General features: G+C 71.1%; 22 protein-coding genes. 10 read left to right on the forward strand and 12 right to left on the reverse strand.

Annotation, left to right across the window (positions count from 1 at the left end; genetic code table 11):
• Window positions 1-8 precede the first annotated feature (8 nt).
• The gene (locus ACSQ14_RS02010; RefSeq protein ID WP_436009195.1) at window positions 9-1,685 is read right to left on the reverse strand and encodes an MFS transporter; all 1,677 of its coding nucleotides are present in this window, start codon (window positions 1,683-1,685) and stop codon (window positions 9-11) included.
• 195 nt (window positions 1,686-1,880) lie between these two features.
• Between ACSQ14_RS02010 and ACSQ14_RS02015 the strand changes: the two genes are divergently transcribed.
• The 5 genes from ACSQ14_RS02015 (at window position 1,881) to ACSQ14_RS02035 (ending at window position 4,784) form a co-directional block, all read left to right on the forward strand.
• The gene (locus ACSQ14_RS02015) at window positions 1,881-2,303 is read left to right on the forward strand and encodes a hypothetical protein (protein WP_436009197.1); all 423 of its coding nucleotides are present in this window, start codon (window positions 1,881-1,883) and stop codon (window positions 2,301-2,303) included.
• A 109-nt stretch (window positions 2,304-2,412) separates the two neighbouring features.
• Window positions 2,413-2,601 carry a hypothetical protein gene (locus tag ACSQ14_RS02020; RefSeq protein ID WP_436009198.1) on the forward strand — a complete coding sequence of 63 codons (189 nt, stop codon included), beginning with the start codon at window positions 2,413-2,415 and terminating at the stop codon, window positions 2,599-2,601.
• A gap of 59 nt (window positions 2,602-2,660) precedes the next feature.
• Window positions 2,661-3,329, forward strand: coding sequence for a histidine phosphotransferase ChpT (chpT, locus tag ACSQ14_RS02025; protein WP_436009200.1), 669 nt, complete (start codon window positions 2,661-2,663; stop codon window positions 3,327-3,329).
• A gap of 280 nt (window positions 3,330-3,609) precedes the next feature.
• Window positions 3,610-3,975, forward strand: coding sequence for a response regulator (locus ACSQ14_RS02030; protein ID WP_436009202.1), 366 nt, complete (start codon window positions 3,610-3,612; stop codon window positions 3,973-3,975).
• Window positions 3,972-4,784, forward strand: a complete 813-nt coding sequence (locus ACSQ14_RS02035) for a CheR family methyltransferase (protein ID WP_436009204.1) — start codon at window positions 3,972-3,974, stop codon at window positions 4,782-4,784. The genes ACSQ14_RS02030 and ACSQ14_RS02035 overlap by 4 nt, the downstream gene beginning before the upstream one ends.
• A 58-nt stretch (window positions 4,785-4,842) precedes the next feature.
• On the opposite strand, the gene ACSQ14_RS02040 is transcribed toward ACSQ14_RS02035, so the two are convergent.
• Genes ACSQ14_RS02040 through nepR form a run of 4 tightly spaced genes read right to left on the reverse strand, consistent with a single transcriptional unit; the run spans window position 4,843 to window position 7,621 of the window.
• The gene (locus tag ACSQ14_RS02040; RefSeq protein WP_436009206.1) at window positions 4,843-4,980 is read right to left on the reverse strand and encodes an entericidin A/B family lipoprotein; all 138 of its coding nucleotides are present in this window, start codon (window positions 4,978-4,980) and stop codon (window positions 4,843-4,845) included.
• A gap of 42 nt (window positions 4,981-5,022) precedes the next feature.
• Window positions 5,023-6,741, reverse strand: a complete 1,719-nt coding sequence (gene phyK, locus ACSQ14_RS02045) for a sensor histidine kinase PhyK (RefSeq protein WP_436009208.1) — start codon at window positions 6,739-6,741, stop codon at window positions 5,023-5,025.
• Between the two features lie 20 nt (window positions 6,742-6,761).
• Complete coding sequence (locus tag ACSQ14_RS02050; RefSeq protein WP_436009210.1) at window positions 6,762-7,373, reverse strand: sigma-70 family RNA polymerase sigma factor; 612 nt, start codon at window positions 7,371-7,373, stop codon at window positions 6,762-6,764.
• Window positions 7,373-7,621 carry an anti-sigma T factor NepR gene (nepR, locus tag ACSQ14_RS02055; protein WP_436009212.1) on the reverse strand — a complete coding sequence of 83 codons (249 nt, stop codon included), beginning with the start codon at window positions 7,619-7,621 and terminating at the stop codon, window positions 7,373-7,375. The genes ACSQ14_RS02050 and nepR overlap by 1 nt, the downstream gene beginning before the upstream one ends.
• Before the next feature lie 165 nt (window positions 7,622-7,786).
• Between nepR and phyR the strand changes: the two genes are divergently transcribed.
• Both phyR and ACSQ14_RS02065 read left to right on the forward strand, forming a co-directional pair.
• Entirely contained in the window at window positions 7,787-8,590 is an 804-nt protein-coding gene (gene phyR, locus ACSQ14_RS02060) for an anti-anti sigma factor/receiver protein PhyR (protein ID WP_436009214.1), read from the forward strand.
• 91 nt (window positions 8,591-8,681) lie between these two features.
• Window positions 8,682-8,855: a DUF1328 domain-containing protein gene (locus tag ACSQ14_RS02065; RefSeq protein WP_436009216.1), complete on the forward strand. Its 174-nt coding sequence runs from the start codon at window positions 8,682-8,684 to the stop codon at window positions 8,853-8,855.
• Window positions 8,856-8,930: 75 nt separating this feature from the next.
• On the opposite strand, the gene ACSQ14_RS02070 is transcribed toward ACSQ14_RS02065, so the two are convergent.
• The 4 genes from ACSQ14_RS02070 to ACSQ14_RS02085 all read right to left on the reverse strand — a co-directional run bounded on the left by ACSQ14_RS02070 (window position 8,931) and on the right by ACSQ14_RS02085 (window position 10,755).
• Window positions 8,931-9,242, reverse strand: a complete 312-nt coding sequence (locus ACSQ14_RS02070) for a hypothetical protein (protein WP_436009218.1) — start codon at window positions 9,240-9,242, stop codon at window positions 8,931-8,933.
• An 11-nt stretch (window positions 9,243-9,253) separates the two neighbouring features.
• On the reverse strand, window positions 9,254-9,460 hold the full coding sequence (locus ACSQ14_RS02075) for a hypothetical protein (protein WP_436009220.1): 207 nt from the start codon (window positions 9,458-9,460) through the stop codon (window positions 9,254-9,256).
• A 409-nt stretch (window positions 9,461-9,869) separates the two neighbouring features.
• Window positions 9,870-10,328 carry an OmpA family protein gene (locus ACSQ14_RS02080; protein WP_436009222.1) on the reverse strand — a complete coding sequence of 153 codons (459 nt, stop codon included), beginning with the start codon at window positions 10,326-10,328 and terminating at the stop codon, window positions 9,870-9,872.
• Between the two features lie 82 nt (window positions 10,329-10,410).
• Window positions 10,411-10,755, reverse strand: a complete 345-nt coding sequence (locus ACSQ14_RS02085) for a hypothetical protein (protein ID WP_436009224.1) — start codon at window positions 10,753-10,755, stop codon at window positions 10,411-10,413.
• Between the two features lie 136 nt (window positions 10,756-10,891).
• Here ACSQ14_RS02085 and ACSQ14_RS02090 point away from each other — a divergent pair, with 136 nt between their 5' ends.
• Genes ACSQ14_RS02090 through ACSQ14_RS02100 form a run of 3 tightly spaced genes read left to right on the forward strand, consistent with a single transcriptional unit; the run spans window position 10,892 to window position 12,895 of the window.
• Window positions 10,892-11,221, forward strand: a complete 330-nt coding sequence (locus ACSQ14_RS02090; RefSeq protein WP_436009226.1) for a hypothetical protein — start codon at window positions 10,892-10,894, stop codon at window positions 11,219-11,221.
• Window positions 11,222-11,270: 49 nt separating this feature from the next.
• A complete protein-coding gene (locus ACSQ14_RS02095) occupies window positions 11,271-12,119 on the forward strand; it encodes a diacylglycerol/lipid kinase family protein (protein WP_436009228.1) in 849 nt (282 codons plus the stop codon).
• Window positions 12,116-12,895: a metallophosphoesterase family protein gene (locus ACSQ14_RS02100; RefSeq protein ID WP_436009230.1), complete on the forward strand. Its 780-nt coding sequence runs from the start codon at window positions 12,116-12,118 to the stop codon at window positions 12,893-12,895. The genes ACSQ14_RS02095 and ACSQ14_RS02100 overlap by 4 nt, the downstream gene beginning before the upstream one ends.
• A 5-nt stretch (window positions 12,896-12,900) precedes the next feature.
• Here ACSQ14_RS02100 and ACSQ14_RS02105 read toward each other — a convergent pair whose 3' ends face one another.
• The 3 genes from ACSQ14_RS02105 to ACSQ14_RS02115 form a co-directional block, all read right to left on the reverse strand.
• Complete coding sequence (locus tag ACSQ14_RS02105) at window positions 12,901-13,074, reverse strand: DUF1328 domain-containing protein (protein WP_436009232.1); 174 nt, start codon at window positions 13,072-13,074, stop codon at window positions 12,901-12,903.
• A 205-nt stretch (window positions 13,075-13,279) separates the two neighbouring features.
• A complete protein-coding gene (locus ACSQ14_RS02110) occupies window positions 13,280-13,681 on the reverse strand; it encodes a hypothetical protein (RefSeq protein ID WP_436009234.1) in 402 nt (133 codons plus the stop codon).
• Window positions 13,678-13,986 (reverse strand): glycine zipper domain-containing protein, encoded by a 309-nt coding sequence (locus tag ACSQ14_RS02115; protein ID WP_436009236.1) that lies wholly within the window; start codon window positions 13,984-13,986, stop codon window positions 13,678-13,680. The genes ACSQ14_RS02110 and ACSQ14_RS02115 overlap by 4 nt, the downstream gene beginning before the upstream one ends.
• Window positions 13,987-14,021: the final 35 nt, after the last annotated feature.

The raw sequence follows: 14,021 nt of genomic DNA on the forward strand, positions 1-14,021 counted from the left end.
GGAGATGTTTAGACGTCCAGCCGCCGGCCCTTGGTCTCCGGCAGGAACAGGGCGCAGGTGACGACCGAGATCGCGGTGAAGGCCAGCGGGTACCAGAGGCCGGCATAGATGTCGCCGACCGCGGCGACGATGGCGAAGGCGCTGAACGGCACGAAGCCGCCGACCCAGCCGGTGCCGACGTGGTAGGGCAGCGACATGGCGGTGTAGCGGATCCGCGTCGGGAACAGCTCGACCAGGGCCGCCGCCATCGGGCCGTAGAGCGCGGTCGCGGCGATCACGAACACCACCAGCACGCCGAACGCGCCGAGCAGGTTCATGCGCTCAGGATCGGCCTTGGGCGGATAGCCGGCGGCGGCGAGCGCGGCCTTGATGCGCCCCTCCACCCCGGCCTTGGCGGCGTGGGCGTCGGCCGGCGACAGGCTGCGCGCGTCGACCGACTGGACCACCGCGTCGCCGACCCGCACCTCGGCCAGGGCGCCCTCCGGCGCCGCCTGGTTGCGGTAGGAGACGCCGGCGTTGGCCAGCGAGCTCTTGGCGATGTCGCAGGCCGACAGGAAGCTCTTCTTGCCGATCGGGTCGAACTGCACCGTGCAGTCGGACGGCGGGGCGAACACCACCACCGGCGTGCGCTCCACCGCCTCGGCGAGCGCCGGGTTGAGGGTCTGCGACAGCATGTGGAAGCCGGGGAAGTAGGCGACCAGCATCAGGGTCATGCCGGCGAGCATCACCGGCTTGCGGCCGATCCGGTCGGACAGCGCGCCGAACACCACATAGCCCACGGCGCTCACCGCGGTGGCGGCGACCATCAGGAGGTTGATGGTCGCTGGCGCCACCTTGAGGAACTTCTCGAGGAAGGTCTGGACGTAGAAGAAGGCGGTGTACCAGACCGCCCCTTGCGCACACATCAGGGCGAAGAAGGCCAGCAGCACCAGCTTCAGGTTCGGCCAGCTGCCGAAGGCCTCGCGGAAGGGCGCCTTCGAGGTCTCGCCTTCGGCCTTCATCTTGGCGAAGGCCGGGCTCTCCGACAGCTTCAGCCGCATGAAGATCGAGACCGCCAGCAGGCCGGCGGAAAACAGGAACGGGATCCGCCAGCCCCAGGCGTCGAAGGCCTCGGGGCCGAAGAACCGGCCGACGATCACCCGCGTGGCAAGGATCACCATCAGGGCGGCGAACAGGCCGAAGGCGGCCGAGGTCTGCACCCAGCTGGTCGAGCGGCCGCGCGCGTCGCCGCTGGCGTGCTCGGCGACGTAGATCGCCGCCCCGCCGTATTCGCCGCCCAGGGCGAAGCCCTGCAGGATCCGCATCAGGATCAGCAGGATCGGCGCGATCAGGCCGGCGGTCGCGTAGCTCGGCAGCAGGCCGATGGCGACGGTCGCGGCCCCCATCAGCGTCACGGTGATGAGGAAGGCGCCCTTGCGGCCCGTCTGGTCGCCGATCCGGCCGAACACCAGCGCGCCCAGCGGACGGAAGGCGAAGCCGGCGCCGAACAGCGCCAGCGCGGCGATGTAGCCGGCGGTCTCCGGCAGGGCGGAGAAGAAGGTCTTGGAAATGACCTGGGTCAGGCTGCCGAAGACGAAGAAGTCGTACCACTCGAAGGCGGTGCCGGCGGCGGACGCGCCGACGACGGTGCGCATCGACGGCCCATCGGCGTGCTCGCGCGTTGCCTCTGCGGCGATTTCGGCCATCAGCGTTATCCTCCCCCGGTCTTGCGGGTGCTGTAGCACCGTGGTCGCACCTGTTGAAGTCGGGGGCGGCGGCAGGTCGCGCTCAAGCGTCGCCAGGGAACCTGCCGGCCGCGCCGCCGCTTAAGCCGCGGCGTGCAGCCGCTGCGCTGCGCGCGCGTCCGCCCGGCCGCGCCGGGCGCTCTGTCGGAGAGAGCCATGATCACGATCGTCGCCACGCCCCGGTTTACCGGCCCGTCCCTGATGCGGCGCAAGCCGCTGGACCAGGTGCGCCGCCGCGCCCGGGAATTCTCCGCCCACGCGCAGAACCGCGCCCGCAACCTGACCGGCCACGCCCGCAGCGGTGTGCAGGGCGGGATCGACCAGGGGCGGAGCGCCGCGGCGCTGAAGCTGGAGGCCCTGGCCGAAGCTTTGCGGCCGCACGAGCCCCGCAAGCTGCACATCGGCCGCCCGGGCCTGGCGCTCGCCGCGACCCTTGGCCTGGGCGTCGCTCTGGGCCTGGCGGTGAGCCACCAGGTGAAGAAGCGCCGCGCCGCCCGCGGCCCGCAGGCGCTGCTGCGCGAGGAACTGCCGCCGCTGCACGAGGCGCAGGCGCACGAGCCGGTGGGCGCCGTGCCGTAAAGGCGGGCGCTGCTGCGCGGGCCGGACAGGGGTCTGGCCTGCGCGGCAACCACCTGGCGGCCCGCGCCGTTGTTCGCCTGCGGGGAGAAGCCCCGCGTGAGGACGTCCGATGGTCGCCGCCAGTCTGCTCGAGACCCTGAAGCCTTATCTCTGGCTGGCGCTGGCGGCCTTCCTCACCGGCTTCGTCAGCTATCTGGCGCTGGGCCGCGCGCCGCAGAGCGAGGCGGCCGCGGCGGCGCATGCGCCGCGCGTGTCGGCGCCGGCCTCCGACGAGTGGAACCTGCCCAAGCGAATCTAGCCGCGGGCGGGCGGCCCGGGCGTTTTCGAAATGATCAAATCACGCCAAGGTCGCCGGCCATGACTGAAGACCAGGCCAACGCCACCGCGTCCATCAACGCCGTCCGCCCTGCGGAGCTCGCCGCCTTTCTGGCGGCGCGCATGTGTCACGATTTCATCAGCCCGGCGAGCGCGATCGTCTCGGGCCTGGACCTGCTGGACGATCCGTCCGCCCAGGACATGCGCGAGGAGGCCATGGGCCTGATCGCTACCTCGGCGCGCAAGCTGACCGACCTGCTGCAGTTCTCGCGGGTGGCCTTCGGCGCCTCGGCCTCGGCCGAGACCTTCGACGCGCGCGAGCTGGAGAAGCTCGCCCGCGGGGTGTTCGGCCATATGCGCGCCGAGCTCGAGTGGCTGGTCGAGACCCCGGCGATCAACAAGCCCGCCGCGCGCGCGCTGCTAAACCTGGCGCAGATGGCCGGCGCGGCGCTGCCGACCGGCGGCGTGGCCCGGGTCCGCGCGGTGCAGGAAGGCGCCTCGCTGGCGATCGCCTGCGACGCCGGCGGCCCGCGCGCCCGGCTGCGGCCGGAGGTGCTGCGCGGCCTGCGCGGCGAGCCGCTCGGCGAGGGGCTGCACGGCCACTGGGTGCAGGCCTACTACGTGCACCTGTTCCTGACCGACGCCGGCGGCCGGGTGTTCGCCGACGTCAATGAAGAGCGCGTCGTGTTCGCCGCGACCGTGCCGATCTGAGGACTTCCTCCCCCGCGCAGCGGCGGGAGGGGGACCGCCCGCCACAGAGCGGGCGGTGGAGGGGGCAAGCCGCAGGGCGCCGCCTCTCCACGCCTTCAACAGAATTTAGAATCGAACCTCGCCCCGGCCTGGGCGCGGCGACGTCGTGCGCGTGGCTTGCCCCCTCCACCATGCGCTCTTCGGCGCATGGTCCCCCTCCCGCCGCTTCGCGGGGGAGGAGTGATCCACGGCTCGTTAACCATATTGGCGCGAAAAAGGCGGTGAGTAGGAGGGGCGTCGAGTGAAGACCTGCCTCGTGGTCGACGAGAGCCGCGTCGTGCGCAAGGTCGCACGACGGCTGCTGGAAGACCGCGGCTTTGCAGTGGCGGAAGCCGCCGACGGCATGGAGGGCCTCGCCTGGTGCCGGGCGATGATGCCCGAGCTCGTGCTGCTGGACGCCAGCATGCCGCTGATGAGCGGGCTCGACTTCATGCGCCGCCTGCGGCTGGAGCCCGGCGGGCGTGCGCCGAAAGTCATCTTCTGCTCCGCCGAGAGCAATCTCGACCGGATCCGCGAGGCGCTCGACGCCGGCGCGGCGGAGTACATCATCAAGCCGTTCGACGGGGACATCGTCGCCGAGAAGCTGGCGCTGGCGGGGGTGGCATGACTTCGGACGACAACGCCTTCCTGGTGGGGCTCTGCGCCGAGCGCGCCGGGCTCAGGATCGACCCGCACAAGGCCTATCTGATCGAGAGCCGCCTGGGCCCCGTCGCCCGGCGCGAAGGCTTCGGATCGGTCGGCGAACTGGTCGAGGCGGTGCGCGTCCGCGGCGAGGAGCGGCTGGCGATCGCCTGCGTCGAGGCCATGGCCCCGAGCGAGACCGCCTTCTTCCGCGACCGGGCGGTGTTCGAGCATCTGTGGCGCGAGGTGGTCCCCAAGCTGGCGCGGCGGCGTCCCGACGGGGCGGTGCGGATCTGGAGCGTTGGCTGCGGCGCCGGTCAGGAAGTCTATTCCTTCGCCATGCTGCAGGCCGACGAGCCGGCGCCGACCGGCCCGGTGGAGCTGTTCGCCTCCGATCTCAGCGAGCGCCTGCTGGATCGCGCGCGCCTCGGCGTCTACTCGAGCTTCGAGGTCCAGCGCGGGCTCTCGGCCCGCCAGCTGGTGCGGCATTTCGAGAACCGCGACGAGCATTTCCAACTGGCCAAGCGCCTGCGCCAGGACGTGCGCTGGCGGCGGGTGAACCTGCTGGACGATCTGGCGCCGCTCGGCGTCTTCGATGTGGTGCTGTGCCGCTACGTGCTGAGCGCGCTGACCGACGCGGCGCGCGCCCGCGCGGCTGATCAGCTCTCGCGGCTGGTCGCCGGCGACGGCGTATTGGTCCTGGGGCAGGGCGAGCCAGCGCCGCCCGGCTTTGTGACCGATCCCGCGTTCGGCTGCGTGCTCGGGCGTGCGGCCGACGTGCGCGCCGCCGCCTGATCACGCGGAGTCTGCGAGACCCCGCCGCGGAAGTGCGGGGCCCCGCGAGCCAGCCAGCTTACTTCTTGGCGTCCTCGGCGGTGTTGGACACGGCGGTGCCGGCCGAGGACACGTCCTTGCCCGCGCCTTCCACGGTGTTGCAGGCCGCCACGATCATGCTGGCGGCGAAGACAGCAAACAGAACAACCTTACGCATCGCATTCTCCCGAGGGTTTGCAGTGTCGGGAGGGGGAACCGTTTATGCTGCAGCTTGGTTCCCGGTCGCGGTTTCGGAATCCGCGGTTTCCACCGACGGCGTCGGGAAGATGAGCCGGGCGGTCACCCCGCCGGCGGCGTTGCGCACGACTTCGGCGCGGCCGCGCAACTGCCGGGCGAAGGCGGTCATCAGGGTGCGGCCGACGCCGGAGGCGGCGAGCGCGTCGTCGCCGCACTTGCCGTCGTCGCTGATCTCCAGCACCGCCTCGTCGCCGTGGACATGGAAATTGACGGTCAGCACCCCGCCGCGCTGGGCGAAGGCGTGCTTCTGGGCGTTGGTGATCGCCTCGACGGCGAACAGCGCCAGCGGCGCCAGCCGGTCCGGGTCGATCACCAGGGCGTCGACCGAGATGTCGGTGCGCACGCCCGGCCCGTGCAGCATCTCGCCGGCGACCAGCTGAGCGGTTAGCTCCTCGAGGAACGGCCGCAGGTCGACGCGCTTGAGGTCGGGGCCCTGGTAGAGGGCGCGATAGATCAGCGCCAGGGCGGTGATCCGCTGGCGGGTGTCGGACATCGCGGCGCGCGCCGCCGGGTCGGTCAGCGCCCGCTGCTGCATGTTGAGCAGCGAAGAGATGACCTGCAGGTTGTTCTTCACCCGGTGGTGGATCTCGCGCATCAGCGCGTCCTTCTGCGCCAGCGAGTCGCGCAAGGACGCGTCGCGGCCGACGATCCCCTCGGCCATCTGCTCCAGCGTCGCGGCGAGGTCGCGGATCTCCGGCGGCATCTGCTCGGCCTGCACCGGCCGCACGCTCAGCCGGCCCTTGGCGTAGAGCGCGGCGATGCGCTGCAGGTAGGCGATCCAGCGCACCACCACCCGCTCGATCACCACGGTGACGGCGACCAGCGAGATGACGAAGGTCAGCAGCGGAAACAGGATGCCGGTCAGCGGATTGAGCCGCGACCAGGACAACAGCCCCGGCGAGCGGGCCGAGAGCACGACGAAGACGTCGTCGCCGACCGCCGGCGCCGCGGAATAGACCCGCCGCAGGCCGTCCGCGCCCTCGCCGTACCAGACGGTCGCGCCGCGGGTCGAGGCGCGCGAGCGCCAGTCGTCGGGCAGCGCGCCGAAGGCGTTGGCGTCGGTGGAGTTGATCAGCCGGCCCTGGAAGTCGGCGAGCGCCACCTCCGCCTGGCTGGGCAGCGACGGATCATCCGCCGTCGGCTGCAGCGTCGAGAGCGGGATCACCGCGGCGAAGGCGCCGTCGAACGCGCCTTTCGAATCCGTGGCGCGGATCGCCGCCAGCACCGAGGGCTCGCCGGCGTAGGCGTCGGCCTCGCGCGTCACCACCAGGGCGTCGCCGCCGGCCAGGCTGCGGAACCACGGCCGGCTGGCGCGCTGCGGATCGATCGGCACCGTGCCCGGCGCGCAGGCCACCCGCCCGCTGCGATCGAAGCGGATCAGGTTGGCGTAGCCCGGGATGCGCTCGGTGACCTGCGCCAGCCGCTGCGCGCACTGGAAGCCGATCGAACTCGGGGCCAGCGTCTGCAGCAGGATGTCGGCGCTTTCCAGCCGCGCGCGCGCCGAGGCGGCGCTGCGCTGCGCGGCCGCAGCCAGGTTCTCCTTCAGCGTCACGTCTTCGCGACGAAAGGCGATGGTCGACTGCAGCACGCCAAGCAGCAGGACCGGCAGCAACGCGAGCGCCAGCGCCGCGGTCAACCGAACCCGAATGGTGCGCAGCGAAGCCCTAGGCCTGACGGTCATGGATCCGCCGATGTCCGTCCTCAACGGGCGGTGCTTAGCCGTTCCGCGTCCGCGAGGATAGAGCGCATGGCGTCCCCGGCCTCGGCGCCGTCGCGGTCATAGGCCCCGGCGTCGAGGATGACATGCAGCGCCCGGCGGGCGCGGCTCACCCGGCTCTTCACGGTGCCGACGGCGCAGCCGCAGATCTCGGCCGCCTCCTCGTAGGCGAAGCCGCCGGCCCCGACCAGGATCAGGGCCTCGCGCTGTTCCGGCGGCAGCATGGCCAGGCCTTGCCGCAACTCGTCCAGCGCGACCGGCGCCTCCGGGTCGTCGACCGCCACCAGCGTGCGCTCGGCGGCTTCCTGGTCGAGCTGGCTCTGCCGCCACGACCGGCGCTTCTCGGAATAGAACTGGTTGCGCAGGATCATGAAGGTCCAGGCCTTCATGTTGGTGCCCATCTGGAAGCTGGCGCGCGCGTCCCAGGCTTTCATCATGGCGTCCTGCGCCAGGTCGTCCGCCGACGCCGGATCGCCGCACAGCGTGCGGGCGAACGCGCGCAGGTGCGGAATCAACTGCACAAGCTCACGCTTGAAGGCGTCGTCGTCGGCGGGCTGCCGCGGACGAGGCGCGGCTTTCACTTGCTCGTCGGTCATTAACCGTTCTCCGACGAACGGCTGTCAGCGCGGCGGAGGATGTCGAGGAATTCCTCTGGCACCTGCTCGTTCACCACCTCATCAAACATCTGACGCAGGCGGACGCCGATCGCCTGTTGACGCAGACGCGCTTCGTCCATGGCGGCGGACGACCTGCGTCGTTCTTCAGTAGGCCGTTGTTCGATCATGTCATCGGCAGTCCGCTGATGCGGCGGCCGCCCCCTCTCAACTTCCTTGTCAGCGCTCAACGCCCGACCCCCGCGCCCAGTTCCCCCACGTGGGGAGCAGGATGCCGAAAACACCTGGCTTCGGGAACCGGTTCCCGAGCCTGGCGTTTGGGGACATGATGAAAGCTGTCGGGGGGTCAGCCTTCCGGCGGCGACATGTGTTGCATCGAACGGAGGGGTGAACCCTTGAGTCTTCTTGCCCGACTGGCGCCGCATCTTCCCTATGTGCGCCGTTACGCTCGCGCGCTGACCGGAGATCAGACAACCGGCGACCATTACGTGCGCGTGGCGCTCGAGGCGCTGGCGGCCGGAGAGCGCGTGCTCGAGGCCAACCTGACGCCGCGGGTGGCGCTCTATCACGTGTTCCATGCGATCTGGTGCACCTCCGGGGCCCAGCTCGAAGCGCCGGGCGACGACGATCGGCCGGACGGCGACGACACCACCCGCCGATTGATGCGGATCGCCCCGCGCTCGCGGCAGGCCTTCCTGCTCACCGCCCTGGAAGGCTTCACCCCGACCGAGGCCGCGCAGATCCTCGGCACCGACTTCGCCGAGGTCGAGCGGCTGATCGCCGAGGCCCAGGCCGAAATCGACGCCGAACTGGCCACCGACGTGCTGATCATCGAGGACGAGCCGGTCATCGCCGCCGACATCGAGGCGCTGGTCAAGGAACTCGGTCACACGGTGGTCGACATCGCTGCGACCCGCACCGAGGCGGTCGACGCCGTCGCCCGCAAGACCCCGGGTCTGGTGCTGGCCGACATCCAGCTGGCCGACGGCTCATCGGGCATCGACGCGGTGAAGGACATTCTGGCCCGCTACGACGTGCCGGTAATCTTCATCACCGCCTTCCCCGAGCGGCTGCTGACCGGCGAGCGGCCGGAGCCGACCTTCCTGATCACCAAGCCGTTCCAGCCGGAGACGGTGAAGGCGGCGATCGGCCAGGCGCTGTTCTTCCATCCGCGCAAGTCGAGCCGCCAGGCCGCCTGACCCGACGGGGAACGCGCGCCGCGGCGCGACGTTTGGGACACGGCACGGGCGCCGCGCCACGCGGCGTCCGTTTTCGTTCCGGAGACCCTTCATGCTGGGATGGGCGATCACATTTGCGGTGCTGGCGATCCTCGCAGGCTTTCTGGGCTTCTTCAGCCTGGCCGGCCTGGCCGCGTCGATCGCCAAGGTGCTGTTCGTGGTGTTCCTGGTGCTGCTGATCGTCAGCTTCGCGGTCCGCGCGTTTCGCGGCCAGTCGGTGATGTAGCGGCGGCCGCCGGCGACGGCGGACCGGACGCCTGGCGAAAACGGCCGCCATCGGGCGGCCGTTCTGCGTTCTGGATTACGGCGTCTTCGACGGCTGTCCGGGGTTGCCGTGGTTCTGCGGGGCCATTGGTCCGCCTTCTCCGTAGTTCTGGCGGGTCGCCGCGGCCGGCGGCGGCGCGGCGAACGGCTGAGCGTCGACCTGTTCGCGGGCGTTGTTCGGTTCGGTGCTGGCTAGGTCGTTGGCCTTCCAGGTCCAGGTGGCGAAGAAGCCCACCACCACCAGCAGCAGGGCGGCGAGCAGGACGAAGAGGACGTCGCGGCCGAGCCGGCCTTGGCGGGCGCGGGTCACGTTCAGGTGTTGGGGACTGGAGCGCGTGGACGGCGCCATGAGCAATACTCCTACTCCGACAGGTAGCTGAACGGTCCGGTCTTCGGTTCGCCCAGCGCCTCGCCCCCTCGATGGCTCAGGGCGCCGACAACGCCGCTGACCAGGGCTAGGGCGAGAAGGCCGCCCGCAACCACCGCCCGCCGGCGGAACGCCAGCTGGCGGACGTTGGGCGTCTTGACCAAGACGTGACTGTCGCGGGTCGCGAACTCCTCACGCATCGGGCCGACCTTTCCTGCGCTGGACGACCGTCCGAACCACCCGCGCCTAACGTGCTCGGCGGCGCAGCTGTTCCCCGGGAGCAACTGGTAGCGTCGCTGTTGTCGGAAGCCTTGTCTTTTGCGTATGTTGGATTGACGGGCTTATGCTGGCGCCTGGCTGCGGCGCGGCCGGCGCGCATGCGCCGCAGAAAAATCTGCAAAAATCTCCCCCGCCCTGGAACGGTCACACGCCGCGCGTGTTGTATGCCTGCGGAGGCGGCGACGCCCCCCCCGACTTGAGACTGGCGAGCATGCCAGTCTGCCGTCTCCGCACCCCTTTTCTCGATGATGCACACTCTGGCGGGCCCCAAGGGGCCCGCCGTTTTTATCTGCGCTCAGCCGTGGGCGGTCAGCTCGCGCAAAGCGCGAGTCAGCGCTGGACGCGCAGGTTCACGTCGACCCGACGGCGCAGCGGCGCGGATGCGCCGTCGGCGGTCACCGCGCCGGTCTGGCCGGCGGCGTCGACGCTGAATTCCGCTGGCGGCAACCCGGCGGCGGCGAGCGCGTGGGTCACCGACTGGGCGCGGCGCTGCGACAGCTCGAGATTGGGTCCCGGCGCGCCGACCGAGTCGGCCAGGCCGGTCACCTGCACGCCGCCGAGCCGGCAGCCGCGCACGTTGGCGGCGGCGTTGTCGATCACCGTCTGACCCTCGCGGGTGAGCTCCGCCGACCACGGCTCGAAATAGACCTGGACGCTCTGGTCCACGCAGTTGCTCGGCGCCTGCACCAGCTTGGCGCGCGCCGACTGCGATGTCGTGCAGCCGCCGAGCGCCGTCACGCAGGCCAAGGCGGCCGCGGCGACGCAGCGTTTTCTGTCGTATCTATCCAATGTCAGCTCCCAGCCCTCGCACGGAAAAGGGCGGCCGAACCGCCGGCCGCCCTCCCAGAAATCCCCCGGCCCCCGTCCACGGTCAGGACCGTGGCGCGCCGTCCTCCCAGTAGTAACGGCCCGAAGCGGAGTCGTAGTAGTAATACCGGCCCGCGCGCTCGTCGTAGTACTGTCGCCGGCCCGCCGGCTGCGAGCCGCAGCCGCCCTGGTCGCGGCAGCCCTTGTAGGCGCCGGCGCTGGCGCCCAGGGCGCCGCCGACCAACGCCCCTGTCGCGGCGCTGCCGCCGCCGACGTTGTTGCCGATGATCGCGCCCGCCGCCGCGCCCAGGGCGCCGCCGGCCAGCGTGGTGTTGGTGGTGTGCGGATCGTTGGCGCAGGCCGTCACCAGCAGGCTGGCGCCTGCCAGGGCAATCCATGGCTTCAGCATGAGAGCTTCCTTATTTCGTCCCCAGCCGCCTAACGCCGGATAACCTTCACAGTTCCCGGAACCCCTGTCGAGGCCCCGCCGTTCTGCCGCCGAGACCACAGCTCAGCCAAGGATTCTACCGATGATCGGCGGACGCGTGACCCAAGACGAATCCGCGCTGGACGCCTTGCAAAAGGCCGACCTGCGCCAAGCCTACGAGCGCGGCCGCCGCGACGAGCGCGCCGGGCGCAAACGCCATCCCCTGATGATGACCGTGACCTTCCTGCTGGCCGCGGTCGGGGCGGCCTTGCTGGGGATGGCCGCGGCGAACGGCTCGTTCATGCGCGCCGGCGACGTCGTCGACCAGCAGCTGAACATCGCCGCCGACCGCGCCGCGCCGGCGGTGAACGAGGCCGCGAGCAACGCCGGCCAGAGCCTGCGCAACGCCGGCCAGTCGCTTGAGACCCGAACCCGGAACCCCAGCTGACCCGCCGGCCGTGCGGGCGGCGGCGGCGAAGCTCCGGCGGGTCGAAGTCGTGGCCAACGTCGCCTCCGGCGGCGTGGACGCCGACGCCCCCGAGGAGCTGAAGAAGATCCTCGCCGACTTCGGCGTCAGCGCGCACGTGTTCGCGCCCTCGACCGACGACCTGACCAACTGTCTGCGCGCGGCGATCGACTCCGGCCCCGACCTGCTGGTGGTGCTGGCCGGGGACGGCACGGTGCGGGCCGCCGCCGAACTCTGCGGCCCGGACGGCCCGGTGATCGCGCCGCTGCCCGGCGGGACGATGAACCTGCTGCCGCACGCCATCTACGGCGCCCGATCGTGGCAGGACGCGTTGAGCGCCGCCATGGCCGAGGGCGAGGTGCGGATGCTGGGCGGCGGCGAGGTTGAAGGCCGGCACTTCCTGGTCGCCGCCATCCTCGGCTCGCCGGCGCTGTGGGCCCCGGCGCGCGAGGCGGCGCGCTACGGCCAGCTAACCCTGGCGTGGAACCGCGCGCAGCGGGCGCTGCGGCGGGCCTTCACCGGGCGCCTGCGCTTCGCGCTGGACGGCGGCCCGCGCGACAAGGCGCTGGCGCTCAGCTTCCTCTGCCCGTCGATCTCGCGGGCGCTCGACACCCACGCGCCGGCGTTGGAGGCCGCCATCCTCGACGTTCAGGGGGTCCGCGACGCGGTCAGCCTCGGCTTCCACGCCCTGCGCGGCGAGTGGCGCGACGCGCCGGCGGTGGAGGCGAGGCCCTGTCGCCTGGCGCGGGTCTGGGCGGCCGAGCAAATCCCGGCGATCCTCGACGGCGAGGCGGTGCGGCTGACCAGTTCGGCGACGGTCCGGTTCGAGCCGAACATCGTGCGGGTCCTCAGCCTGCCGGCGGGGCTGGGCGACGCATGATCCGCCTCGCCCATCTGTCCGACCTGCACTTCGGGGGCGAGAACGTCGCGGCGATCGCCAGCGCGCGCGACTACATCAACCGCGGCCGGTTCGACCTGGCGGTGATCTCCGGTGACGTGACGCGCTACGGCGAGCACGACGAGTTCAGCGCCGCGGCCGACTGGCTGGCCAGCCTGGAGGGCGCGCGGCTGGTCACCCCCGGCAACCACGACGCGCCCTATTTCGCCGTGCCGCAGCGGCTGTTCGCGCCGTTCCACCGGTTCGAGGCGCGGCTGGGCCCGGCCGGCGAACAGAGCTTCCTGACTCCCGGCCTGGCGGTGCGCGGGTTGAACACCGCGCGCGGGATCCAGCCGCGGCTCAACTGGTCGAAGGGGCAGATCGCCCGCAGCCAGGTCGCCCGGGCGCTGGCCTGGTTCGCCGAGGTCCCCCGCGACAGCGTCCGGGTGGTGGTCTGCCACCACCCGCTGGCGGAGATGATCGGCGGGCCGATGACGGCGCGGGTCTGGCGCGGCGCGGCCGCCGCCCAGGCCTTCGCCCACGCCGGCGTCGACCTGGTGCTGTCAGGCCATATCCATGCGCCGTTCGCCTGGCCCTACCCCTACGCCGACGGGCGGACCTATGCGGTGGGGGCGGGCACGCTCTCGGTGCGCGAACGCGGCGTGCCGCCCGGTTTCAATGTGGTGGAAATCGAAAGGGCGGCGATCCGTGTCGCCGCCCTCGTTTGGACCGGCTCGCATTTCGAGCCGTATCGGACCTGGTCGCTCGACCGACGCTGACGCGGTCAAGGCACCCCGCGGCCGCGCACGAAGTGCATGACGATCGAGACGAGGAACAGAACCAGGAAGACATAGAACAGGATCTTGGCGATCCCCATGGCCGCACCCGCGATCGTGGTGAAACCAAGCAGACCGGCGATCAGGGCGACCACCAGGAAAGTCAGGGCCCATCCGAGCATTGAGCGTTCTCCTTACGCGCCATTGGGCGCACCGATTGAGTTGGCGGACGAAGGGTCCGCTTGCTCAAGTCAACGTGCCGCCCAGCACAGCCGTTCCCGGCGGTGAACTACTCAAGTCGATGTGAGGGGAATGCATCGGCACGAGATGCTCCTCCGCGCGGCGGAGGAGCGGTCGTCATGCGGATTGCAGGGCGTCTGTGCGCGCCTAGCGGCCGCGGGCGCGGCGCTCGGCCTGCTTGGCGCGGCCGGCCATCGCGGCGGTGAAGGCCGCGGTCAACAGATTGGGATTGCGCAGCATGATGAAGCCGGCGGCCGCGGCGGCCGCCGCGGCGATCACCGGCTTCTCGCGCGCCAGGTCGAACAGCCGGGTGGTCATGCTCTGGTCCTGCCGGCGGTCGAGCGGCGGATTGCCCTTGCGCAGCATGATCACGCCGACCAGGGCGGCGATCGCGGCGAACACCAGCGCGACTACCGCCGCGGCGCCCGCGGCGGTCATCGAATAGCGAAGCAGCGCATAAAGCGCGAAGGCCGCCGCGAATACGCAGACGGCCGCAGCCGCCGCCAACATTGCGATGGCGGCGGCGAGGGAGATGGCTTTCTTGATCAACGTCGGCCGGACGCGAGCAGCAGGCCGATCAGCACGCCCAGGCCCAGCGCGGCGCCGGTCGCGGCGAGCGGGCGTTCACGCACGCGCTCGGTCATGTATTGCTGGGCGTGGTCGAATTGTTCGCCGGCGGAGTCGGCGTAGGTGCGCGATTGCGCGCGGAACTGCTCCAGTCCGTCCTGCACCGCCTGCTGAATCTTGCCGCGGTATTCAGAGAAGACGCGTTGCGCCTCGGCGGTCAGTTGCTTGCTGTCGGCGCTCGCCGCAGAAGCGGCCTCTTTCGCGTAGTCAGCGGCGTTCGAGGGCATGGTGATGTCTCCGAAAGATTGGGACCCCGGCGGCG

The organism is Phenylobacterium sp. LjRoot219, from assembly GCF_964252995.1.
Classification (GTDB): domain Bacteria; phylum Pseudomonadota; class Alphaproteobacteria; order Caulobacterales; family Caulobacteraceae; genus Phenylobacterium.